Raw genomic sequence first — 22,160 nt, 5'->3', positions numbered from 1 at the left:
CCATCGGCATCACGGATTGCGCCGCGAGAACGAGATGGCATAGGCGCCGTTGCGGATGTCGATCATCGGATCGTCGGAGGCCTCGATGCCGTCGGTGAGCTGGCCCGGCAGGAACAGCAGCTTCTTCTGCGCGGCGTCACTGTCTTCGACCGCCTTGTCGATCGTCAGCACGCCGAGCTCGACCAGCTTGCGATCGTCAGGCCACGGCTTTGCCGGATCCTTGGTGTCGTCGCCGGCCGCGGCGAGCTGCGCCATGAAGCGGAACGTCACCGGCCCCTGCTTCAGCCGCGCCGGCAGCTCGGCCATCAGGAAGTCCGGCGCCCGTTTCGCCGCGTCCTCCTTGTCGAGATGCACGACCTTCTCCGGCAGCATCTGCCAGCGCACCGCCTGCTTCTCGCCGGCCTTGTTGACGAGGACGAAGGCGTTGACGCCGAAATAGGCCTCGTCGGCAAGACTGTCCGGCGTCGCGATGGTGCCGAGCGCCGCCGGCACCGACGGGTGGCTGCCGATGAACTGCTCGAGCCTGGTCGGCTTGGCCGCACTCGGCCCGGAGTCCGCGATCGCCAGGAACAAATCCCGCAACTCCGCACCGGTCGAGACAGGGAAGAATTTCAGCGAGTTGATCACGAGGTCCATGTCGCTGCCGTCGGCGAGATGAAACTTCACCGCCATGCCGTGCGGATTGGCATCGCCGGAGCCGTCCGGCAGGTTCGGCACGCCAGTGGAGTCCGAGAACCGCACCGTGACCGGAACCTCGCCGCCGCTGAACAGCGACGCCTTGCTCAAGGTCGCCGCCTCGGCCGACGGCTTGAACTTGCCCTCGACGACGACGCCCTTGGCGTGATTGGCGCGAAAGCCGGCGTGCACGCCGAACACCTTGTTCATCGCATTGACGAGCTGCTCCTCGACCGGCGGCTCCTGTGCGAGGGCAGCGGCCGGCAACGCGAGGGCAATCCCGGCCAGCGCGGCAACGAGTGTACGTGTCGTCATGAGCGGCGTCCTCCTTGTATGAGGGATGCAGCATAGCAGCATGAATTGACGCGCGAGCGACTTTCGAGCGCGGCCGATGGGCGCCCCTCACCGCATGATCCACCTTGCCGTCTGACAGGAGCCATTACGCCCCGTCACCCGCTCCTTGCGGCGAGATGGCGAATGTCTCTATTGTAGTCGCGCGTGTCCGGTCTGCCTCCCTCCGCGGTGCGGATCGGGGGATCGTGCCCCCTCCGACCCTGACGCCGGACGGCGCGCCCACGACGGAGTTTCGACTGTGTCCGCACCGGAAAGCTTCCCCATCGACAGGATCCACGTCCCCGACAAGAAGCGCAAGGCGCTGAGGCAGGACGCGGTCGACGCGCTGGCCGAAAGCATTTTGGAGGCCGGCCAGCGCGAGCCGATCCTCGTCCGCCGCGACAAGGACCATTTTGTCCTGGTCGAAGGTCTGCACCGCCTCGAAGCCTGCAAGGCCCTCGGCGAAAGCGCCATCATGGGTCTGCTGATCTCCGCCGAGGAAGCCCGCCAGCGCGAGCTGCCACCGCCGCCGGTCGATCCGGAGCGCGAGAAGATGGAGCGGCTGCGCAAGCTGCGGCTGGAGAAGGAGGAAGCGGAGAAGCTCGCAACGGCCCCGAGAGGCGTCTCGGGCGCCCATGCCGCGACGCGCCCGCGCGGGCCGACCGAGACGACGAACCGGAGCAACAGGACTGCCACCGCGAAGCCATCGCGCCCCGGACAAGGATCGTCGCCCCGGACCTTGTCGGATTGGATCAAGCAACAAGAGCGCAGCGGCGGGCGATACTGACGGTTTCAACGCGCGAGTGCCCCCCGGCCTCGGTCTGATTGAGCGGCAGTCCGTCTGGCGGATCAGCGCAGCGTGATCCGCCGCCTCGCGTCGCAGTTCAGCACAGTCACGTCCATCCCCGCACATGCGCGCAGCAGCGCTGGACCCCGGCCCGCGCAGGGGCAGTTTGACGCGCCTCTCGCGGCGATCCGTGGGGAACGCGCCCCGTGGCCATACGTTGCCGACACTCGCGGGAACGAAATCCGCAAAGCCGGCGCGGCGTTGCCGTGCAGCCAAGCCGACCCGCGTCCTTCAACCGGCGCAACCCAGCCTCGACAATGAATTGGAGCCCCTGATGCGAGCAACCATCGTTGCACTCTCCGCCATCCTTCTCGTCAGCTCCGTCGGAGCCTCGGCGGCGCCGATGGCCGTCGCGGCAGATGAGGGCGAAGCGGCTGCTTCTCCGATGCGCCTTGCGCAGCGGGATCACGGCAACGGAGACGGTCGCTGGCAGCACGAGCAAAGACGTCACGGCTATCGCGGCCACGACGGACGGCGTCACGGTCCTCCTGCCGGCTGGCACCGCTATCGCTTCCGCCCGCACGACCATCACCGCCGGGGCTGCATGCAGATCGGACCGGCCTGGTTCTGCCCGTAGGCGCCGCGTGTCCGTCCCGCACGTTGCTCCGCGGAGGACAGTGCTGGACGGGCTAGGCAACTCCGATCACGCCCGTCCGACTCAGCGCGATGCGACGGGCGCGGCAAGCACTGCGAGCATGCCAATGGCAGCGACGTTGGCCGCCACGTCCCTCCGTCGCAGCCGCCTTCGGCTGAAAGAGCCTATTCTCGGAGCTGTCGCCGCGTTCGCGGCGCAAATGGCGCGGCCGACTGGACGGCGGCGAGGTCGCGATCGCCGGCAGGCGCATCTTCATCCCTCCGCCCGCCCCGCCGTTAGCACGTCTTTAGGCGATGTCCGCCTTCATCAGGTCGCGCAGCGCTTTCGGTATCGGCTGCGCCCTGCCGCCGCTGATGAACGCGACTCTCACGTCGGCCTTGACGAGCACCTCCTCGCCGCGCCTGACCTCCTGCGCCAGCGTGATCGACGCCCCCTTCACCGCCACGGGCCAGGTGACGACGTCGAGCACGTCGTCCATACGGGCTGGCCGCAGGAAGTCGAGCGTCATCGAGCGCACCACGAAGGCGAAACCCGGGGCTTCGCTTGCCGCCTCCGCGAACAGCGCGTGCTGCTCGGCGCCCATCAGCCTCAGGTGATTGGTACGGCCGCGCTCCATGAAACGAAGGTAGTTGGCGTGGTAGACGATGCCTGAGAAATCCGTGTCCTCGTAGTAGACGCGGACCTGCATGTGGTGACGGCCGTCGCGGATCTCGCCGTCGAGATGGTGATGGGTCAAGGGACGCCCTCGATAGCCGGAAATGGCGATCGTTTCGCCCAGTTCAACGGCCAGCGCAAGAGCAGGCTAGGACGTCACCTCGACGGGTTCCCTGCCGACGGTGACCAGCACGATTTCCGGCGGCATGCCGATCCGGACTGGCATGATGCTGCAGCCGAGGCCGCCGGAGACGATCACGTCGCATTGGGTGCGGATGTGGCCGTAGGCCAGATTGACGCCATTGCGCGCGGGAACGGCCGGCGACCAGCCGAGCAGGCGGATCTGGCCACCATGCGTATGCCCCGACAGTTGCAGCGCCACGCGCGGCGGCACCCGAAGCGCGACGTCGGGCTCGTGCGCCAGCAGAATGACCGGGGCGCTGTCCGTCACCTTGCGCAGCGTCCCTGCGAGATCATCGATGCCGATCCGCGGCATCGGCCGGAAGCGGCGCGCCGGCATGTAGGCCAACTGATCGCCGAGGCCGGCAAGCCAGAAGGCATGGCCGTTCTTCGTGAGACGCACGACGTCGTTCTCGTAGACGGGAATGCCGGCGGCCTCGAGCGCCTTCTGGGCATACGGCGCGCCGCGGCCGTCGCGCTGCACGGTTCGATCATCCCAATAATCATGATTGCCCAGGATGGCGTGCACGCCCAGCGGCGCCTTCAGGCCGCCGAGCACCGGCGCCCAGGCGGCGGCGTCGATGCGTCCGATGTGATGACGATGACCGGCGACGTAGTCGCCGAGCAGGACGATCAGATCCGGCTGCAGCGCGTTGGCACGCTGGACAATCCCGTCGATATGCACCAGCGACATCCAAGGATCGCAGGCATGGATATCGGCGATGGCCGCGATCTTCAGTCTCAGCCCAGCGGGCCAGTTGTGCGTATGGACGTGATAGTCGGTGACGCCGAGACGGAGCGGCTCGACGCCGACGCCATAGGTCGCAGTCGAAAAACCGGTCGCGGCAAGACCGCCTGAGAATGACAGAAAGCGACGGCGTGACAGCATCGATAAACTCCTCGCAGCGGCTCCCTTCTCCCTGATCATTGCAACCGATTTCGGGTGCGTCTGTGCAGATTGTCAGCAGTTTCGTTAATCATCGTCCTCATTGCCGAACAGGCCGAACTGGCTGGGATCGCGGTTCGGCTCGGCCAGGCCGAGATGCTTGAATGCGTGCGTGGTCAGCAGCCGGCCGCGCGGCGTGCGCTGCAGATAGCCGCATTGGATCAGATAGGGCTCGATGATGTCCTCGATCGCGTCGCGCGGCTCCGACAGCGCCGCCGCCATGGTCTCGACGCCGACCGGGCCGCCGCCGTAGTTCAGCGCGATGGTCGAGAGATAGCGCCGGTCCATCGCGTCCAGCCCGGCGGCATCGACCTCCAGCGCGCTCAGCGCGTGATCGGCGATGGCGCGATCGATCGCGTCCGCGTTTGCCGCCGAGGCGAAGTCACGCACACGGCGCAGCAGCCGGCCGGCGATGCGCGGGGTGCCGCGGGCGCGCCGCGCGATCTCGTTGGCGCCGTCCGCGGTCATGCCGACCCCGAGCACGCGGGCACCGCGCGTGACGATGCCTTCGAGCTCCTCGACGGTGTAGAAGTTCAGGCGGATCGGGATGCCGAAGCGGTCACGCAACGGATTGGTCAGCAGGCCCGCGCGGGTAGTGGCGCCGACCAGGGTGAACTTCGACAGATCGATCTTCACCGACCGCGCGGCCGGTCCCTCGCCGATGATGAGGTCGAGCTGGAAGTCCTCCATCGCGGGATAGAGCACCTCCTCGACCGCCGGGCTGAGACGATGGATCTCGTCGATGAACAGCACGTCGCGCTCTTCGAGATTGGTCAGCAGCGCCGCGAGATCGCCGGCCTTGGCGATGACCGGACCCGAGGTAGCGCGGAAGCCGACACCTAGCTCGCGCGCCACGATCTGCGCCAAGGTCGTCTTGCCGAGGCCGGGCGGCCCGACGAACAGCACATGGTCGAGCGCCTCGCCGCGCTTGCGCGCCGCCTCGATGAAGATCGACAGATTGGCGCGCGCCTGCTGCTGGCCGACGAACTCCGACAGCTGCTGCGGACGCAGCGCGGTGTCGCCGACATCATCGGAGCGCCGCTCCGGACTGACCATGCGCGCAGGCGGCTTCATTCGTTGCCGCGCCTGTACTTGTTCGGCAGCAGCTCGCCGATGGTCACCGCCGCAGGCCCCTTGCCGTTCGACGGCACGATGACGCGCGCCTTGGCATCATAGTCGTGGATCAGCTCGCGGCAGGTGCCGCAGGGCGAGACCACGGCGACCTCGCCGGGCTCGCCGGGCTTGGGATGGCGCACCGCGACGATGGTCTCGATGCCGTGGTCGCCGTGCTCCGTGATGGCGCGGCCGATCGCGATGGCCTCGGCGCAGACGGCGTTGCGGCCGAGATAGGCATCGATGTTGACGCCCGTGATGATGCGGCCGTCGCGCGTGCGCATGGCTGCGCCGACCTCCTGCCAATCGTTGCGATAGCGGCTCTTCACCGCTGATGCGGCCGCCTCGATCAGCTCCTTGTCCTTCTTGCTCACCATGGTGAAGATCGTTGTCCTTCTGCTCGCCCGGTGCGGCGACCTACTTCGCCAGCTCCTTGAGGCCGAGGCGGATGAGTTGGGCGGTCTCGGCCTTGTCGCCGGCCGTACGCGAGGCGGCGGCGATGGCGGCGGCCGCCTGCGGCTGGCCGTAGCCGAGATTGATGAGCGCCGAAATCGCGTCCGCAATCGGCTGCGGCGCGCGGGACTCCTCGATGGCGCCGGACAGCCGCACCACGCCGGGATCGACATCGGCGAACGCCGGCGCCTTGTCCTTCAGCTCGGTCACGATGCGCTCGGCGACCTTCGGACCGACGCCCGGCGTGCGCGCCACCGCGGCCTTGTCGCGCAGCGCAATGGCGTTGGCGAGATCGGCCGGCGGCAGAGTGCCGAGGACGGCGAGCGCGACCTTGGCGCCGACGCCCTGCACGGTCTGCAAAAGGCGAAACCATTCCCGTTCGACATCCGAGCGAAAACCGAACAGCTTGATCTGGTCCTCGCGCACATAGGTCTCGATCGACAATGTGGCGGCTTCACCGGGCGACGGCAAGGCCTGCAAGGTGCGCGCCGAGCAGTGCACCTGGTAGCCGACGCCGCCGACATCGAGGATGACGAAGTCCTCGGCATACGAGTCGATCAGCCCCTTCAGCTTGCCGATCATAGCCCGGCCACCTTCATGCGCAGCGCCTGGCCCTGGCGGTGATGGGCATGGGTGATCGCAATCGCGAGCGCGTCCGCCGCGTCGGCCGACGGCGGCTCGGCCTTCGGCAGCAGGATCTTCAGCATCACCGCGATCTGGCCCTTGTCGGCGTGCCCGGCGCCGACCACGGTCTTCTTGACCTGGTTGGGGGCGTATTCGGCGACCGAAATTCCGAACATCGCTGGCGCCAGCATCGCGATGCCGCGAGCCTGGCCGAGCTTCAGGGTGGCGACGCCGTCCTTGTTGACGAAGGTCTGCTCGACCGCGGCTTCCAACGGCTGGAAGTCGGCGAGCACCTTCGCCAGCCCCTCGTGGATCGCCAGCAGCCGGCTGGCCAGCGGCAGGTCGTCGGGCGGCTCGACCGAGCCGCAGCCAACATAGATCAGTCGGTTGCCCTCGCTCTCGATCACGCCCCAGCCGGTGCGGCGGAGGCCGGGATCGATCCCGATGATGCGGACGGCTGCGCGAATCGGCTGGGCTTTCATGGGTTCAGAGATAGCCTTGCGCCGCACCGATGGAAACATAAACGGAACGCACGAATGACGTGGTCAAGCGTCCGTCAACCGCCCATCTTCGCCATCAGCGCGTCCGAAATCTCGAAATTGGCGTAGACGTTCTGGACGTCGTCGTGCTCGTTCAGGAGGTCCATCAGCTTCAACAGCTTCTCGCCGGTCTCGTCGTCGACCGCCACCGTGTTCTGCGGCTTCCAGGTCAACGCCGCCTTGCGCGGCTCGCCGAACTTGGCCTCGAGGTTCTTGGCGACCTCGTGGAAACTGTCCGGCGAGGCATAGACCTCGTGGCCGCCCTCGCCCGAGATCACGTCATCCGCGCCGGCCTCGATCGCGGCGTCCAGCACCGCGTCGTCAGAGGCGACGCTGCGGTCGAACTCGATGATCCCGACGCGGTCGAACATGAACGAGACCGAACCCGTTTCGCCGAGATTGCCGCCGGACTTGGTGAAATAGGAGCGAATGTCGGAGGCGGCGCGGTTGCGGTTGTCGGTCAGCGCCTCGACGATGACGGCGACGCCGCCCGGGCCATAGCCCTCGTAGCGGATCTCGGCATAATTGTCGCCCTCGCCGCCGAGCGCCTTCTTGATGGCCCGCTCGATATTGTCCTTGGGCATGTTCTCGGCCCGGGCGGCGACCACGGCGGCGCGCAGCCGCGGGTTCATCGCCGGGTCGGGCGTGCCGAGCTTGGCGGCGACGGTGATTTCGCGCGCCAGCTTGCCGAACAGCTTGGACTTCATCGCATCCTGCCGGCCCTTGCGATGCATGATGTTCTTGAATTGGGAATGGCCGGCCATGCGAGGTCTCTTGCAATCGTAGGGGATCAATGAGGGAAGCGCGGCCTTATAGGCCGGGAATCGGCAAAATCAAAGATTTGAGGTGGATTCTGCGGTGGCTGCCCCCTTCGGGAAGCCGGCCGGGTGCCCTGCAGCATAAGCCAATGTTAACCATGGCTTCACAGTCAAGTGCAACGATCCCGCCCCTCTGCACCGTTTCACCCGCACCGGGGCCCACCCCATGGCGTTTGGTTTCCTTGCAAGACGACCCTCTGCGCCCGATCCGGTGGCCGAACCGAAGCCGGTGGCCGCGCCGGAGCCGCCGACGTCGTCGGATGCCGATTCGGCCAAGGCCATCCTCGACCTGCTGGAGCTGGAACTCGGCGGCATGATTCGTCAGCTCGAGCGCGCCGCCGATGCGGTCGCCAGCGGCGCCGAGGCGACGGCGGGGACGCTGACGGACATTCGCCAGCGCGCCGATGCGCTGAGCGGGCGCAGCAGCGCCGCGCAAGGAACGGCGGCGACGTTCGCCCACGCCGCGGAGAAGGTGACCCAGTCCGCCCACGGTATCCGTGCCCAGGTCCAGGACGCCGGCCAGCTCGCCGACCAGGCCAGCGCCGCCGCCACGGAAGCCCAGGCCAACGTCGACCGCCTGCGCGAATCCTCGGCGGCGATCGGCAACGTCGTCAACCTGATCTCCCAGATCGCGCGCCAGACCACCCTGCTCGCGCTCAACTCAACCATCGAGGCCGCCCGCGCCGGCGAGGCCGGCCGCGGCTTCGCGGTGGTCGCGACCGAGGTCAAGGCCCTCGCCGTGCAGACCCAGAACGCGACCGAGGAGATCACGCGCAAGATCGAGGCACTGCAGAAGGACGCCGCCGGCTCGGCCGACGCCGTCCACCGCATCGCCCAGGCGATCGAGGCGATCCGCCCCGTCTTCACCAACGTCAACGGCGCCGTCGCCGAACAGAACCAGACCACCGGCGAGATGTCGAACAATGCGGCCCAGGCCTCGCAGTTCATATCCTCGGTGGTCGACAGCGCCGCCGACATCGGCAGCGCCACCCAGCAGGCCGAGAGCTATGGCGAGCGCGTCACGAACGCCGGGCGCGCCGTGACCATGTACGCCCAGAAGCTGAAGGCGCGCTGCGCCGTGCTGCTGCGGCAGGGCGATCGGCCCGTGCGCAGCGGCAGCGAGCGTCTGCCCTGTCACCTCAAGCTCGCGATCAAGTCGGGCGCACGTACGATCGATGCGCCGGTCTATGAGATTTCCAACGACGGCCTTCTGATCACCGGCCCAGATGCCAGCCGCCTGCCCGTGAACGAGCGTCTCGACGCCGTGCTGGAGGACGTCGGTCCGTGCCGCCTGCGCGTCACCGAGCAGGTCAAGGCCGGCGCCCAGGCGCGGTTCGATGCGCCAAGTGCCGAACTGCGCGAGAAGATCGAGGACAAGCTCTGGGCGCTGCACGAGGAGAACAACGAGTTCGTCACCCGCGCCATGGAAGCCGGCACCGAGCTGAACCGGATGTTCGAGAGCGCCGTCGCGCGCGGCGAGGTCACGATCGAGGACATGTTCGACACCAACTATGTCGAGATCCCCGGCACCAATCCGCAGCAGCATCGCAGCCGGATCCTCGACTGGGCCGAGCGCGCGCTGCCTGCGTTCCAGGAGGCCTTCCTGGCCAAGGATCAGCGCTTGGCGTTCTGCGTCGCGATCGACCGCAACGGCTATCTGCCGGTGCACAACAAGATCTATTCGCATCCGCAGCGGCCGGGCGATGTCGCCTTCAATACCGCCAACAGCCGCAACCGCCGCATCTTCAACGATCCGGCCGGGCTCGCGGCCGGGCGCAACCAGCGGCCCTATCTGATCCAGAGCTACGCGCGCGACATGGGCAACGGCAACACCATCATGATGCGCGAAATCGACGTACCGATCCGCGTCCGCGGCCGGCACTGGGGCGGCTTCCGCACCGCCTATAAATTGTGAGCCAAGCGGCGATTTTCTGATCCTATCAAGCCCGGGAGTCTGGACATGTCGGTCGCGCAACGCGCCATTCTGGAAAGTCACGACGCGCGCACCGGCGCCGAGCGGCTGATCGACGAGATCGCCGACCGCATCGGGGGCCTCGGCGTCGAGCTCGCCGACGTCGCCGGCAACGTCCAGGAGGTCGCCAACCGCGTCAGCTACCAGTCGCAGCGGTTCGGGCATCTGCAGGCCACAGCCAAGACCATGGTCGCGGCCAATCACGACATCGCCACCGCCTCGCAGGCGGTGCAATCGGCCACGACCGCCGCGGTCGGCGACATCACCCAGTCGCGCAACGTGGTCGACACCGCGGTGCGGCACATCGCCGAACTGGTCGAGTCCGTCGAGCGCATCGAGCAGCGGCTCGGCTCGGTCGGCGATGCGCTGTCGCAGGTCGCCAAGGTCTCGGTGGCGATCGAGGCGATCGCCAAGCAGACCAACCTGCTGGCGCTGAACGCCACCATCGAGGCCGCGCGCGCCGGCAGCGCCGGCCGCGGCTTTGCCGTCGTCGCGAGCGAGGTGAAGTCGCTCGCCGAGGCGACCCGCCAAGCCACCCAGGAGATCGGCGATACCCTGCGTGGGCTCGACTCGCAGGTGAAGAGCCTGCTCGGCGAGAGCGGCCAGGCCTCGTCGCGCGCCAAGACAGCGGGTGAAGGCGCCCAGCAGATCGGCGGCATCATCGTCCGCGTCCAGGACGGCTTCACCAGCGTCGGCCAGGAGATCGACGGCGTGGCGAAGGCCGCGACCTCCAACCTCGCGCATTGCGACGCCGTGATCAGCGAGCTCAACGAGCTCGCCAAGGGCGTCGACCAGTCCTCGGTCGAGCTCAAACAGGCCGACAGCCGCATCGCCAAGCTGCTCGATCATTCCGAGGCGCTGATCGGGCTGATCGCCGAAAGCGGCGTGCAGACCACGGACGCGCCGCTGATCAAGACCGTCGTCGAGACCGCCCGGCAGATCTCGGCGACCTTCGAGGCGGCGATCGATCGCGGCGAGATCACGCTCGCCGACCTGATGGACGAGACCTATCGCGAGATTCCCGGCACCAATCCCAAGCAGTACATGACGCGCTACGTCGAGTTCACCGACCGCGTGCTGCCCGCGATCCAGGACCCGATCCAGGGCAGCGACCCGCGCATCGTGTTCTGCGTCGCCTGGGCGCGCGGCGGCTATCTGCCGACGCACAATCCGAACTACCGCAGGCCGCAGGGGCCCGATCCGGTCTGGAACAACGCCAACTGCCGCAACCGCCGGCTGTTCGACGACCGCGCGGTGAAGAAGGTCGCCGCCGCCAGCAACAAGCCGTTTCTGCTCCAGACCTACCGCCGCGACATGGGCGGCGGGCAGTTCGTGCTGATGAAGGACCTGTCCGCGCCGATCGTCATCAAGGGGCGGCATTGGGGCGCGTTCCGGATGGGCTTTCGCCTCAAGGCCTGACGCAGGCTCTCATCCTCCCCAGAACGCCGGCCTCGTCTGCGACAGCCGGCCGCCGATCCGCACCGGCGCGACCTTGGTCGCAAGCCCGGTGCCGTTGTCGGTCTCGACCGCCACCCCGCTCAACGTCGCCTCGCCCGTCGCCGGCTCGAACCGCGCCGACGGGATGCCCGACTGGAAGCGCCGCAACGGCTCGTCCTTCTGCATGCCGATGATGGAATCGTAATCGCCGGTCATGCCGGCATCGGTCATGTAGGCGGTGCCGCCGGGCAGGATCTGGTGATCGGCCGTTGGCACATGCGTATGGGTGCCAACGACGAGGCTGGCGCGGCCGTCGCAGAAATAGCCCATGCCCTGCTTCTCGCTGGAGGCCTCGCAATGCACGTCGACCACAACAGCATCCGCCGCCTCGCGCAGCGGGCAGGCGCCGAGCTCGCGCCCCAGTGCCGCGAACGGATCATCGAACGGCGTCATGAACACGCGGCCGAGCACGTTGACCACCAGCGCGCGGGCGCCATTCTTGGCATCGATCAGCGCGGCACCACGGCCGGGCGTGCCCGCCGGATAGTTCGCGGGACGCACCAGCCGCGGCGCGCGCTCGATGAACACCAGCGCCTCGCGCTGATCCCAGGAGTGGTTGCCGAGCGTGACCGCGTCGGCGCCGGCATCGACCAGCTCCTGATAGATCGCCTCGGTGATGCCGAACCCGCCGGCCGCGTTCTCGCCATTGACGATGACGAGATCGAGCGCCCAATCGCGGATCAAGCCTGGAAGGTGGTCCGAGACGGCGCTGCGGCCGGCCCGGCCGACGACGTCGCCGACGAAGAGAATTCGCAATTCAATTGCTCCGGAAATCCAAGGTCTCGCGCTCGGTTAGCACATAATCCAGCGCCGCGTCGTGGGCCAAGGCCGGGATGGCCTCGGTTTCCTGCACGGCAAAGCCGAGCCCGACGCCGATGAGATGATGTGTCTTCCGCAAGTGCGAGAAGGTGTAGTCGTAGTAGCCGCCGCCATAGCCGATGCGGTGGCCGGTGCGGTCGAAGGCGGCGAGCGGGACCAGCATCACGTCCGGCACCAGCTCGGCCGCGACCGGCGACGGCTCGGGGATGCCGAGCGAGCCCAATGTCAGCCGATCGCCCGGCGACCACGCCCGGAAAGAGAGCGAATGGCCGCGCGCCAGGATGACCGGCAGCGCCAGCCGCGCGCCCTTCGTCGCCAGCACGCGCATCAGCGGCACCGGATCGAGCTCGTTGCGAATCGGCGCATAGCCCGAGACCACCTGGCCCGGCTCCAGCGCGAAGGGCAGCCCTCGCACCGCGATGGCCTCCGCCGCGGCGCTGCGCGCCTCGTCGCTCAGCGCATCGCGCGCGGCCAGGGCTGCAGCCCGCAGCTGCTGCTTGGTGTGCTGGACGGCCTTCATCGGCATGCGGCGGGACCTCCGTCAAGAGCGCGCGGACGCGGGCACTCCAACGTTCTCAGAAACGCAGCAGGTCGGCAATCGAAGGGGCAGAGGAGAGATACAAAGAGGAGAGAGACAAGCGCGAAGCCGCAATCGCCGTTGAAACGCTCGATCCCGGAGTTCCCTACGAAAGTAGGTGGGCACCATATGTCCAGGTCCACGGACCTGGCCAGGGACAGTTCCCTAAAGGATCGATAAGGCCCCGGGGATATGTTGGTTCCGGACGCGCGTCGCAGCCTCGCCGGCGCAATGTAACCATGGCGGGGTGATTTTGCCAGCGGTGCCGACGGATTGGGACGGGACGCCGTCGCCCATCCTCGGTGTCGTCGCCCGGCTTGACCGGGCGACCCAGTCCGCCGTGACGGCAGTGGCTCAGCCGAGAGGCCGCGGCGTACTGGATCGCCCGCTTTCGCGGGCGACGACAGCGGTGAGGTGGCGGCAGCCGGGCTGATCCCTGCTGAGCCGATTGCCGCGGGGCCTTTCATTCCAGTGCAGATCACGGTGGATTCGGCGTCGGCCATGGCTTCGACTCCTCGCGGCGCGTAGCGTCCGAGCTGTTGAACTTCGGTCGCCCTCCGTGAACAGAGGGCACAGGGAAGGCCGGGCGTCGGCTGACGCCCGTGGCCCGCCTGCTCAAAAAATGCATGCGGCAGGTACCACAGGTGCAGCCGGACACGCCCGGCCTTCCCTGCGCGACGGTTGGAACGGCTGCTTCGCGATCTCCCTGGTGCGCCGGGCTTGTTGGCCACCATGCTCTGCGCGACGCCTCAAGCGTCGTCGCAAAGGTAACACCAGCATCGGGGTGTCAGGACCACGCGACTTGACCGTACGTGCATCGCCGTTCGTCCGCGCGATCAACTCACGCTGCGGCAATCCACGCCCATCGCATCCCACTGCCAACGTCTCGTGACGGTCGCGACACGCCCCTCATGCGGCAGCAGGACGAGCGGAAGCATCCGCCTGATTTGCCCGACACGGCAAGCGACGTAGCCTGCGACATCGTAACGCGACGGGCAGTTTGCGCATGATCGACATGCGCGGCTTGCCCGTCGTGCAGTTCACCGCGTGCATCTGCTCACGTGCCGCCGCCCTAACATTCCGCCGTCGTCCCGGCCTCGCGCGCTTTGCGCCGAGGCAATTCAGGATCTCTCCGCAGTTGCAGCCTGGATTGCTTCGCCACGGCGCTCGCAATGACGCCGTGGCGATGACGGCGCTCCCGCGGCAGCGCCGCGCCGGCAGCGCATAGTCTTGCCACGATTCAGGCCCATCGACTGGAAGCCGAGGTTGTGGCAGATCATGCCCACATCCGAATGCCCCGTATCGTACGTTGGAGTCCTGGCATGCGCTTCAATCTCACAACTGTCACGGCCGCGTGCGCGCTGCTGATTGCGTCGGCTGGAGCGGGCCTCGCCGCCGAGGTCAAGATTCATCGCGTCGCGATCCAGGTCGATCAGAACGATCCGGCGATCATGAATCTGGCGCTCAACAACGCCACCAACATCATGGAGACGTTCAAGGAGAAGGGCGAGGAGGTCGAGATCGAGCTCGTCACCTATGGACCCGGGCTGAACATGCTGCGCGAGGATACCTCGCCGGTGAAGGACCGGCTCAAGCAGATCGCCGAGCTGAGCTTTCCCGCCAAGATCAAATTCTCCGCCTGCAACATCACCAAGCGCGGCATGGAGAAACGCGAAGGACATCCGATTGCGATCGTCGCCGAAGCGAGCCTGGTGCCCTCGGGCGCAGTGAGGCTGATGGAATTGCAGGAGAGCGGCTGGAGCTACCTGAAACCTTAAGTAGTTCTTGCCCCAAAACTGCCAGGTTTAGGGCTCATTGAGATACGATCTTGGATTGATCTGTGTCATCAGTCTGCTCGGGGGAATGGCGAGCAGACGCGATCGGGGACTAGTCACATGCACAGAGTACTCGCCCGGCCGGCGCTGCTGGCGCTGGCAACGCTTTCGGCTGCCTTGCTCACCCCCGTCGGCGCGGTGCGCGCGCAAGAGCAGTCCGCCGCTCCGCTCTCGATCAAGCCTGCGCGCGCGTCGGAACGGCGGGCCGTCGAGCCTCGGGTCTCAGAGTCCCGCGAGCCGCGGAGCGCCTCGGACGAAGCCGCCATCAAGACGCGCATGAACCAATGGACCGTCGGCCTGGCCGCGGGCCTGCCCGACGGCGGCTTCGTGCGCTTCGCCAGCGAGATGGCGCGGACGATGGACGATGGCGACAACATGCGCCTGATCCCGATGGTGACGCGCGGCACCACCTCGAACATCGCCGACCTGCTCTATCTGCGCGGCGTCGACGTCGCGATCACCTATGCCGACGCCTTCGACTTCTACGCCAGGCAGGCCGGTCTTTCCAACATCAACGACCGCATCCGCTACGTGCTGCGCTTCTTCATCTCCGACGTGCACATCTATGCGCGCGACGAGTTCAAGACGCTGCAGGACCTGAAGGGCCAGAAGGTCGCGGTGGGCACGGCGGGCGTCGCCGCCGCCCACACCGGCCCGCTGATCTTCCGGCGCCTCGGCATCGACATCGAGCCGGTCGCGGTCGGTGGCCCTGTCGCGCTGGAGAAGCTGCACAAGGGCGAGATCGCCGCGATGGTCTATGTCGCCTCCAAGCCCGGCGAGCTGTTCAGCGGCAAGAAGGCGGATCCCGGATTCCACTTCGTGCCGGTGCCGTACACGCAGCAATTCTCGGATTTCTACTATCCGACCAGCATCAAGGCCGACACCTATCCAGGGCTGGTCGCACCTGACACCGCCGTGGAAACCATCGCCGTGCCGTCGGTGCTGGCCGTCTACAACTGGAAGCCGGGCAGCGACCGCGCCGACCGCGTCAACCGCTTCGTCGACACGCTGTTCACCAACCTCGCGCGGCTGCAGCAGCCGCCGTTCCATCCGGGCTGGAAGGATCTCAATCTCGAGGCCCAGGTGCCGGGCTGGCAGCGCTATCCGTATGTCGACGCCGTGCTGGAACGGATGAAGAAGGAGGCCAATGTCGGCCTGGCGCCCGCCGCGACCGGCGGTCTCTCGCAACAGGACCGCTTCGAGGCGTTTCTCGAATCGCAGGCCAAGGCGCCGACCTCGAAGGCGGAGAAGGAGGAGCTGTATCGCTCGTTCCTGGACTGGAGCCGCAAGCGGCAGAGATGAGGGGGACCGCCAATAGCGGCTCGGGCAGTCGGCTCCCTCTCCCCGTTCTTACGGGGAGAGGGTTGGGGTGAGCGGCCGCCACACGGGAAGTGTGAGTTGGGGCAGACGCGCAGGGAGCGTCCTTGGTGAGACCTGTACCCCCTGACCCGGATTGCATCTGACGATGCAATCCGACCTCTCCCCGCAAGCGGGGCGAGGTACACCGAGCCAGCCGCGTGAGCGATCGCGCAAACTTGCTTGCAATCAACTCAACAACAACTTCATCCCCGGATCGCCCTTCTCCATCGCCCGCTGATAGGCCGGGCGGGCGGCGATGCGTGACAGATAGGCGCGGATGTTGGGGAAGGGGCTGAGATCGTAAGGCAGGAAGTAGCGCATCGTCGTCAGCGAGAACACGGTCATGATGTCGGCGGTGGTGAGCGCCGCCCCCGCCAGATAGTCCGCCTCGCCGCAGCGCGCCTCGACGGCCGCGAAGGCGCGATCGACCCGCGCCCGCATCGCGCCGAGCATGGGATTGTCGTCGGGCAGATCGAGACGGTTGAGGATCATCAGCCGGCCCATCGCCGCCTGCAAGGTGCCGTTGGCGAAGTGGAACCAGTAGAGGAATGGCGCGAAGTTCGGATCATCGGGGCCTGGCCGCAGCCGGCCCTGGCCGTATTTGGAGATGATGTAGTCGACAACGGCGCCGGATTCGGCGAGCACCAGATCGCCGTCGGTAATGACCGGCGCGGCGCCGATCGGGTGCAGCGCCTTGTACTCCGCGGGCGCCAGGACCGTCCTGGCGTCGCGCGTGTAGCATTTCAGCTCGTATGGGATCGCCAGCTCCTCGCAGAGCCAGACGATGCGCTCGGATTGGGACTTCCCCAGATGATGGATTGTCAGCATGCGCTATCTTACCTCACCATCGCGCCGTACACGATGTCCTGCACCTGCTCGCGATAATATTTGCGCAGGTCGCCGGGCGCCGCGGTGCCGACCACCACGACGAGGCGCTCCTTCGGGTCGCAGAAGAACTGCGTGCCATAGGCGCCGTTCCAGCTGAACTCGCCGGGATTGCCGGGCACGGCTGAGAGGCCCTCGCTGACGCGCACCGCGACGCCGAGCCCGAAGCTGAAGCCGGCGCGATGCGGCTCGACATTGGCGACGGTGTTCTTGATTTCCGGCCCGAGATGGTTGGAGGTCATGTGGTGCACCGTCTTCGGACTCAGGATGCGCGCGCCATCGAGCTCGCCGCCATTGAGCAGCATCTGGCCGAAGCGGACGTAGTCGCCGATGGTGGCGAAGGAGCAGGCGCCGCCGCAGTCCGACTTCGTCGACGTATCCAGCAGCTTGATCGCCTGCGGCTTGCCAGTCAGCGGATTGTTCGGAAACGGATGCGCCAGCCGCGGGCGTTGTGCGTCGGTTGGCGCGAAGGTCGCGTCGACCATGCCGAGCGGCTTCCAGACATTGGCTGAAAGATATTCGCCGAGCCGCTGCTCGCTGACCTTCTCGATCACCGCGCCGAGCACGTCGATGGAGAAGCCGTATTCGAACTGCGTGCCGGGCTGGTGCGCCAGCGGCAGCTTGGTGATGCGCTCGATGAAGGCCTGGGTGTCGCCCTCGATCGCGGGCGCGGTGCCGTCGGGATAGAGCCGCGCCACCGGGCTCGAGCTGTCCGGCCGGCCGCCATACATCAGGCCCGAAGTGTGGCGGTAGAGATCGTGGATCAGGATCGGGCGGGCCTGCGGCACCAGCAGCAGCGCGCCGTTCTCCTGGGTAACGCCGACCTTCATGTCGGCGAAGGCCGGATAGTAGTCGGCGAGCCTGGCCTGCAACGGCAGTCGCCCCTGCTCCATCAGCGTCAGCCCCGCCACCGCGGTCATCGGCTTGGTCATCGAGGCCAGGGCGAAGATCGCGTCGAGCGGCATCGGCGTGCCCTTCACCGGATCGAGCTGGCCGTAGGCCTTGTAGTGCACGAGCTTGCCGTCACGCGCGATCGCCACCACCGCGCCGGGGACGCGCTTGGCCGCGATCTCGCGGGCGAAGAAATCATCCATGCGCGCCAGGCCAGCTTGCGAGAAGCCGACCTCGTCGGGCTTGGCCTCCGGCAGGGGCGCGGCGGCGAGCTGCGTGATGATCATGGTGAAGGCTGTGGCTACGGCCGCCTTGAGCAGCGTCTTCATGGGCACCTCCCTGATGCGCGGATGATCCCGCTTGTCTCGCGGGATTCGATCGCTCCGCCTGACCAATGGGTAGAGGACATGGGAAAGAACGACAAGCGCTCGCAACACGAACACATCGCGATGACGTGATCGGCTTCGCTGCCGCACAATGGCGTATCCGCGCGACCCATCGGAAGGGGACGGGTGAGACCGCTGACAGGCGATATCACGCATGCTGAGGACGATCGGACTCATCCTTCACACGCTCTGGGCCATCTGTACGCTTGCGACGGGAGCCTTCGTCGGTGCAACCGTCGGCTTTCATTCGGGCGGCTGGATCGGTGCCGTCGTCCTCGGCCTCGTCGGTCTGGTCATCGGCGCAGTAGGTGCGGCATTGCCGTTGGAAACCATCGCATTGATCATAGAAGGTCTTTGATCCCTGTTCGGAACCGTTGCCGCTGCGAGAGGTTGCCTGCTCTCGTCTCGAACGGACGCAGCGCCATGACCGGACCCGAGCTCGCCAATCACTATCGCGCCTACATCGTGTGCCTGAATGCGCAGGCTTGGCCGGTGCTCGGCGATTTCGTGCACGACCACGTCGTTCACAACGGCCGGCAGCTCGGGCTCAACGGCTATCGCGATATGCTGGTGGGAAACTTCGCCGATATCCCCGACCTTCGCTTCAACATCGGCCTGCTGCTGTCAGAGCCGCCTCGCGTCGCAAGCCGGCTGGAGTTCGACTGCACGCCGCGTGGCGCGTTCCTCGGGCTGCCGGTCAACGGCCGGCGGGTCGCCTTCACGGAGAACGTGTTCTACGCATTCCGCGACGGCAGGATCGCGGAAGTATGGTCGGTGATCGACAAGGCCGCCATCGAGGCGCAACTCGCGCGAGCGTGAGTGAGGCTGCGAAGGAAGAGCGTGCTCTCAGATACAGCGCCCTCGCCCCTTGTGGGAGAGGGCATCGCCGGCCTATCCACGCACGCGGTTGGGTGAGGGGTTTCTCTCCACGAACAACGCTCGCCGCGAGAGACCCCTCACCCAACCGCGCTCGCCGCACTGTCATACATGCCCTCTCCCACAAGGGGCGAGGGCACACTCATAAGCACCGCGAAATGAGGCGGTCCACGTTGACTGCACTAGGACTGACTTGTTAGTTCCGCCTATCCGATCGCCACCCCGCCACCGATGGTCCGGTTGAGCACCTGCGTGGTGCGCTCGATGCGCTCGGCGGCGGCGTTCAGCGCCTTGGCCACCGCGACTTGCGTGGCGCGGGCGCGGTCGCTCGCCTGGTTGCGCACGTTGCGCAGGCCTTCCAGCTCCTGCTCCAGCATCTGCACGCGCTGATTGGCGTCGATCAGCTCATCGCACACGGTGAGCGCAGCCATCACGGTCAGGCGGGCGTCGCCGATCTCGCCGAACTTGCCGCGCAGATTCGTGATGCGCGATTCCAGACTCTCCGCGAGCTTCAGCAGCCTGAGCTCCTGGCCCTCCTCGCACGCCATGCGATATTGGCGGCCGTTGATGGTGACGTTGATGTGGCTCATTCCTCGTCCTCATCGTCTTCAGCGGCGCCCTGCCCGTCGCCGCCAGCGAGCACGGCGCGGATGGTGCCGATCGCGGTGTCCAGACGTTCGGCGATCTCGCGATTGGTGCGCTCGAGCCGGCGCGTCTTCATCAGGGAGCCGTCGAGCTCGTCGGCGAGACGCGAGCGGTCGGCGCCGAGCGCCTGGATGCGCGTCGCCAGCTCGTCCTCGTCACGATCCGCCTCACGCCGCCGCTCGACCGCGCTCTCCAGCGCGTCGAGTGCCGTCATCAGTCGCCGCGTCGCCGCCTCGAGATCGGCGGCGCCGGGTTCCACCTGGCCGGCAAGATTGGCAGGGTGATCGTTCATGGCGCGGATGCGAGGCCCTCGGAGCAAGCGGGACGCGACAAAAGCGCTGTCCGGCAAGCGGTTACGGGCAAAATCTTACGTGCTGGGCGAGCCAAGCGCAACGCTCGGCCGAAACTATGCACTACTAAGCAACTTTTGGGACGTCCGGGACGTTGCATTGCCTTTGATTCCCGGAACCGAGGTGCTAATCAGCCCGCAAAATCCCGGCCCGCCAGCAATACCGGCGGCGTCCCTGTCATCAGCATTTCACGTTTGGACGGATTCCAGCATGACGCAGGTCGATCATTCCCGCATGGCCAACGCCATCCGCGCGCTCGCAATGGATGCCGTCGAAAAGGCGAAATCGGGCCATCCCGGCCTGCCGATGGGCGCCGCCGACGTCGCCACCGTGCTGTTCACCCGCGTGCTGAAATTCGATGCCGCGGCGCCCGCCTGGCCGGACCGCGACCGCTTCGTGCTGTCGGCCGGCCACGGCTCGATGCTGCTCTACGCGCTGCTGTATCTGACCGGCAACGAGGAGATGACGCTCGACCAGATCAAGCGCTTCCGCCAGGTCGATTCGCTGACCCCCGGCCATCCGGAGAATTTCCGCACCAAGGGCATCGAGACCACCACCGGCCCGCTCGGTCAGGGCATCTCCACCGCGGTCGGCATGGCGCTGGCCGAGAAGATGCTGCAGGCGGAATACGGCAAGAAGATCGTCGACCACCACACCTACGTGCTGGCCTCCGACGGCGACCTGATGGAGGGCATCTCCCAGGAAGCGATCGCGATGGCCGGGCACTGGAAGCTCAACAAGCTGATCGTGCTGTGGGACGATAACGGCATCTCGATCGACGGCCCGCTGTCGATCGCCGACTCGGTCGACCAGGTGAAGCGCTTCAAGTCGGCCGGCTGGGCCGCCGAGCTGATCGACGGCCATGATCCCGAGGCGATTGCCGCCGCGATCGCGCGGGCGCAGAAGTCCTCCAAGCCGTCGCTGATCGCCTGCAAGACCACGATCGGCTATGGCGCGCCGACCAAGGCCGGCACCTCCAAGGTGCATGGCGAGGCGCTGGGAGCAGAAGAGCTGAAGGGCGCCAAGGAGAAGCTCGGCATCTCCTTGGAGCCGTTCTCGGTGCCCGACGACGTGCTCGCCGCCTGGCGCGAGGCCGGCCGCCGCGGCGCGGCTGCGCGCACGGAGTGGGAGACCCGGCTCGGCGAGATGGGCCCGCGCAAGCGCGCCGAGTTCGAGCGCCGGCTGCGCCACGAGCGCCCGGCGTCGCTGGCGAAGGCGCTGAAGGACCACAAGAAGGCGCTGCTGGAGACCCCGCTCAACGTCGCCACCCGCAAGTCCTCGGAGGCCGCGATCGAGGTGATCGCCGCAGCGATGCCGTTCGAGTTCGTGGCGGGCTCGGCCGACCTCACCGGCTCCAATAACAACAAGGCGAAGTCCGCGACCTCGTTCTCGGCCAAGACGCCGAAGGGCCGCTTCATCCATTACGGCATCCGTGAGCACGGCATGGCGGCGTGCATGAACGGCATCTTCCTGCATGGCGGCTTCGCGCCGAACGGCGCCACCTTCCTGGTGTTCTCCGATTATGCCCGTGGCGCAATGCGCCTGTCGGCGCTGATGGGCGCCGGCGTCGTCTATGTGCTGACCCACGACTCCATCGGCCTCGGCGAGGACGGCCCGACGCATCAGCCGGTCGAGCATCTCGCCGCGCTGCGCGCGATGCCGAACATGCGCGTCTTCCGCCCGGCCGACGCGGTCGAGACCGCCGAGTGCTGGGAGCTGGCGCTGAACCGCACCAACGGCCCGACCGTGCTGGCGCTGACGCGGCAGAACCTGCCGCAACTGCGCACGTCCGCGCCGGCGGACAATCCCTGCGGCCGCGGCGGCTATGAGCTGGTCGCGGCGCAAGGCGACGCCAAGGTGTCGCTGTTCGCCACCGGCTCGGAGGTCGAGATCGCGGTCGCCGCGCAGAAGCAGCTCGCCGAGCGTGGCATCCCAGCCCGCGTCGTCTCGGTGCCGTCGCTCGAGCTGCTGCTGGAGCAGCCGGCCGAGACCCGGGCCGCGATCATCGGCAAGGCGCCGGTCAAGATCGCCATCGAGGCCGCGGTGCGCTGGGGCTGGGACGCGGTCATCGGCCAGGATGGCATCTTCATCGGCATGCATTCGTTCGGCGAGAGCGGCCCGGCCAAGGAGCTCTACAAGCATTTCGGCATCACCGCCGAGGCGGCTGTCGAGGCCGCCGTACAGCGGCTGGCGTAAGGCCTTCGGTCCCCCGCGCGGCCGTCCATCACGTCTGAGCGACCGGACAGCCGCGCTGGCGGATCCCTGATTCGCGACGGTTGAGCGAGCGCAAA

The 22,160-nt window shown here is 67.1% G+C and carries 23 protein-coding genes and 1 other RNA gene; 9 read left to right on the top strand and 15 right to left on the bottom strand.

Features of this window, described 5'->3' with window-relative positions:
- Positions 1-9 precede the first annotated feature (9 nt).
- Positions 10-990, bottom strand: a complete 981-nt coding sequence (locus tag ACQR1X_RS06795; protein WP_434898543.1) for a catalase family peroxidase — start codon at positions 988-990, stop codon at positions 10-12.
- A gap of 277 nt (positions 991-1,267) precedes the next feature.
- On the opposite strand from ACQR1X_RS06795, the gene ACQR1X_RS06790 reads away from it, so the two are divergent.
- The gene (locus ACQR1X_RS06790; protein ID WP_315804803.1) at positions 1,268-1,795 is read left to right on the top strand and encodes a ParB N-terminal domain-containing protein; all 528 of its coding nucleotides are present in this window, start codon (positions 1,268-1,270) and stop codon (positions 1,793-1,795) included.
- A 941-nt stretch (positions 1,796-2,736) separates the two neighbouring features.
- Here ACQR1X_RS06790 and ybgC read toward each other — a convergent pair.
- The 7 genes from ybgC to ACQR1X_RS06755 all read right to left on the bottom strand — a co-directional run bounded on the left by ybgC (position 2,737) and on the right by ACQR1X_RS06755 (position 7,723).
- Positions 2,737-3,186, bottom strand: coding sequence for a tol-pal system-associated acyl-CoA thioesterase (gene ybgC, locus ACQR1X_RS06785; protein ID WP_316216520.1), 450 nt, complete (start codon positions 3,184-3,186; stop codon positions 2,737-2,739).
- A gap of 66 nt (positions 3,187-3,252) precedes the next feature.
- Positions 3,253-4,173 carry a metallophosphoesterase gene (locus tag ACQR1X_RS06780; protein ID WP_434898542.1) on the bottom strand — a complete coding sequence of 307 codons (921 nt, stop codon included), beginning with the start codon at positions 4,171-4,173 and terminating at the stop codon, positions 3,253-3,255.
- A gap of 84 nt (positions 4,174-4,257) precedes the next feature.
- Entirely contained in the window at positions 4,258-5,304 is a 1,047-nt protein-coding gene (gene ruvB / locus ACQR1X_RS06775) for a Holliday junction branch migration DNA helicase RuvB (RefSeq protein WP_315804799.1), read from the bottom strand.
- Positions 5,301-5,720, bottom strand: a complete 420-nt coding sequence (locus ACQR1X_RS06770) for a cytidine deaminase (protein ID WP_015664393.1) — start codon at positions 5,718-5,720, stop codon at positions 5,301-5,303. The genes ruvB and ACQR1X_RS06770 overlap by 4 nt, the downstream gene beginning before the upstream one ends.
- Before the next feature lie 40 nt (positions 5,721-5,760).
- On the bottom strand, positions 5,761-6,378 hold the full coding sequence (ruvA, locus tag ACQR1X_RS06765) for a Holliday junction branch migration protein RuvA (RefSeq protein WP_315804797.1): 618 nt from the start codon (positions 6,376-6,378) through the stop codon (positions 5,761-5,763).
- Positions 6,375-6,902 carry a crossover junction endodeoxyribonuclease RuvC gene (gene ruvC, locus ACQR1X_RS06760; RefSeq protein ID WP_434898541.1) on the bottom strand — a complete coding sequence of 176 codons (528 nt, stop codon included), beginning with the start codon at positions 6,900-6,902 and terminating at the stop codon, positions 6,375-6,377. Before ruvC ends, ruvA begins: the two co-directional genes overlap by 4 nt.
- Before the next feature lie 74 nt (positions 6,903-6,976).
- A complete protein-coding gene (locus ACQR1X_RS06755; protein ID WP_315804796.1) occupies positions 6,977-7,723 on the bottom strand; it encodes a YebC/PmpR family DNA-binding transcriptional regulator in 747 nt (248 codons plus the stop codon).
- A 220-nt stretch (positions 7,724-7,943) separates the two neighbouring features.
- Here ACQR1X_RS06755 and ACQR1X_RS06750 point away from each other — a divergent pair, with 220 nt between their 5' ends.
- Positions 7,944-9,692, top strand: coding sequence for a methyl-accepting chemotaxis protein (locus ACQR1X_RS06750; RefSeq protein ID WP_316238129.1), 1,749 nt, complete (start codon positions 7,944-7,946; stop codon positions 9,690-9,692).
- 45 nt (positions 9,693-9,737) lie between these two features.
- The gene (locus tag ACQR1X_RS06745; protein ID WP_434881805.1) at positions 9,738-11,168 is read left to right on the top strand and encodes a methyl-accepting chemotaxis protein; all 1,431 of its coding nucleotides are present in this window, start codon (positions 9,738-9,740) and stop codon (positions 11,166-11,168) included.
- 9 nt (positions 11,169-11,177) lie between these two features.
- On the opposite strand, the gene ACQR1X_RS06740 is transcribed toward ACQR1X_RS06745, so the two are convergent.
- From ACQR1X_RS06740 to ssrS, 3 genes are all read right to left on the bottom strand, one after another.
- Complete coding sequence (locus ACQR1X_RS06740; protein ID WP_434898540.1) at positions 11,178-12,002, bottom strand: TIGR00282 family metallophosphoesterase; 825 nt, start codon at positions 12,000-12,002, stop codon at positions 11,178-11,180.
- Between the two features lies 1 nt (position 12,003).
- The gene (locus ACQR1X_RS06735) at positions 12,004-12,585 is read right to left on the bottom strand and encodes a 5-formyltetrahydrofolate cyclo-ligase (RefSeq protein ID WP_434838673.1); all 582 of its coding nucleotides are present in this window, start codon (positions 12,583-12,585) and stop codon (positions 12,004-12,006) included.
- A 119-nt stretch (positions 12,586-12,704) separates the two neighbouring features.
- A non-coding RNA gene (gene ssrS / locus ACQR1X_RS06730) (6S RNA) lies at positions 12,705-12,866 on the bottom strand.
- Positions 12,867-13,648: 782 nt separating this feature from the next.
- Between ssrS and ACQR1X_RS06725 the strand changes: the two genes are divergently transcribed.
- The 3 genes from ACQR1X_RS06725 (at position 13,649) to ACQR1X_RS06715 (ending at position 15,779) form a co-directional block, all read left to right on the top strand.
- Entirely contained in the window at positions 13,649-13,870 is a 222-nt protein-coding gene (locus ACQR1X_RS06725; protein WP_434898539.1) for a hypothetical protein, read from the top strand.
- 94 nt (positions 13,871-13,964) lie between these two features.
- A complete protein-coding gene (locus ACQR1X_RS06720) occupies positions 13,965-14,420 on the top strand; it encodes a DsrE family protein (RefSeq protein WP_434898538.1) in 456 nt (151 codons plus the stop codon).
- 117 nt (positions 14,421-14,537) lie between these two features.
- Complete coding sequence (locus tag ACQR1X_RS06715) at positions 14,538-15,779, top strand: TAXI family TRAP transporter solute-binding subunit (RefSeq protein ID WP_434898537.1); 1,242 nt, start codon at positions 14,538-14,540, stop codon at positions 15,777-15,779.
- A gap of 243 nt (positions 15,780-16,022) precedes the next feature.
- Here the strand turns inward: ACQR1X_RS06715 and ACQR1X_RS06710 are convergent, their stop codons facing one another.
- Positions 16,023-16,664, bottom strand: a complete 642-nt coding sequence (locus ACQR1X_RS06710; protein ID WP_316238132.1) for a glutathione S-transferase family protein — start codon at positions 16,662-16,664, stop codon at positions 16,023-16,025.
- Positions 16,665-16,672: 8 nt separating this feature from the next.
- The gene (locus ACQR1X_RS06705) at positions 16,673-17,941 is read right to left on the bottom strand and encodes a serine hydrolase domain-containing protein (protein ID WP_434846203.1); all 1,269 of its coding nucleotides are present in this window, start codon (positions 17,939-17,941) and stop codon (positions 16,673-16,675) included.
- 211 nt (positions 17,942-18,152) lie between these two features.
- Between ACQR1X_RS06705 and ACQR1X_RS06700 the strand changes: the two genes are divergently transcribed.
- Together ACQR1X_RS06700 and ACQR1X_RS06695 are read left to right on the top strand one after the other, a co-directional pair.
- Positions 18,153-18,356, top strand: a complete 204-nt coding sequence (locus ACQR1X_RS06700) for a hypothetical protein (protein ID WP_316177337.1) — start codon at positions 18,153-18,155, stop codon at positions 18,354-18,356.
- Positions 18,357-18,421: 65 nt separating this feature from the next.
- Positions 18,422-18,817: an ester cyclase gene (locus ACQR1X_RS06695; protein ID WP_316177335.1), complete on the top strand. Its 396-nt coding sequence runs from the start codon at positions 18,422-18,424 to the stop codon at positions 18,815-18,817.
- Positions 18,818-19,080: 263 nt separating this feature from the next.
- Here the strand turns inward: ACQR1X_RS06695 and ACQR1X_RS06690 are convergent, their stop codons facing one another.
- Together ACQR1X_RS06690 and ACQR1X_RS06685 are read right to left on the bottom strand one after the other, a co-directional pair.
- Entirely contained in the window at positions 19,081-19,464 is a 384-nt protein-coding gene (locus tag ACQR1X_RS06690) for a cell division protein ZapA (RefSeq protein WP_315804786.1), read from the bottom strand.
- Positions 19,461-19,811 carry a DUF4164 domain-containing protein gene (locus tag ACQR1X_RS06685; RefSeq protein ID WP_315804785.1) on the bottom strand — a complete coding sequence of 117 codons (351 nt, stop codon included), beginning with the start codon at positions 19,809-19,811 and terminating at the stop codon, positions 19,461-19,463. Before ACQR1X_RS06685 ends, ACQR1X_RS06690 begins: the two co-directional genes overlap by 4 nt.
- A 268-nt stretch (positions 19,812-20,079) precedes the next feature.
- On the opposite strand from ACQR1X_RS06685, the gene tkt reads away from it, so the two are divergent.
- Positions 20,080-22,065, top strand: a complete 1,986-nt coding sequence (tkt, locus tag ACQR1X_RS06680) for a transketolase (RefSeq protein ID WP_434898536.1) — start codon at positions 20,080-20,082, stop codon at positions 22,063-22,065.
- Positions 22,066-22,160: the final 95 nt, after the last annotated feature.

Source organism: Bradyrhizobium sp. HKCCYLRH3073 (assembly GCF_051167995.1).
Classification (GTDB): Bacteria; Pseudomonadota; Alphaproteobacteria; order Rhizobiales; family Xanthobacteraceae; genus Bradyrhizobium.
This window is presented reverse-complemented; position numbering and strand designations above follow the sequence as displayed.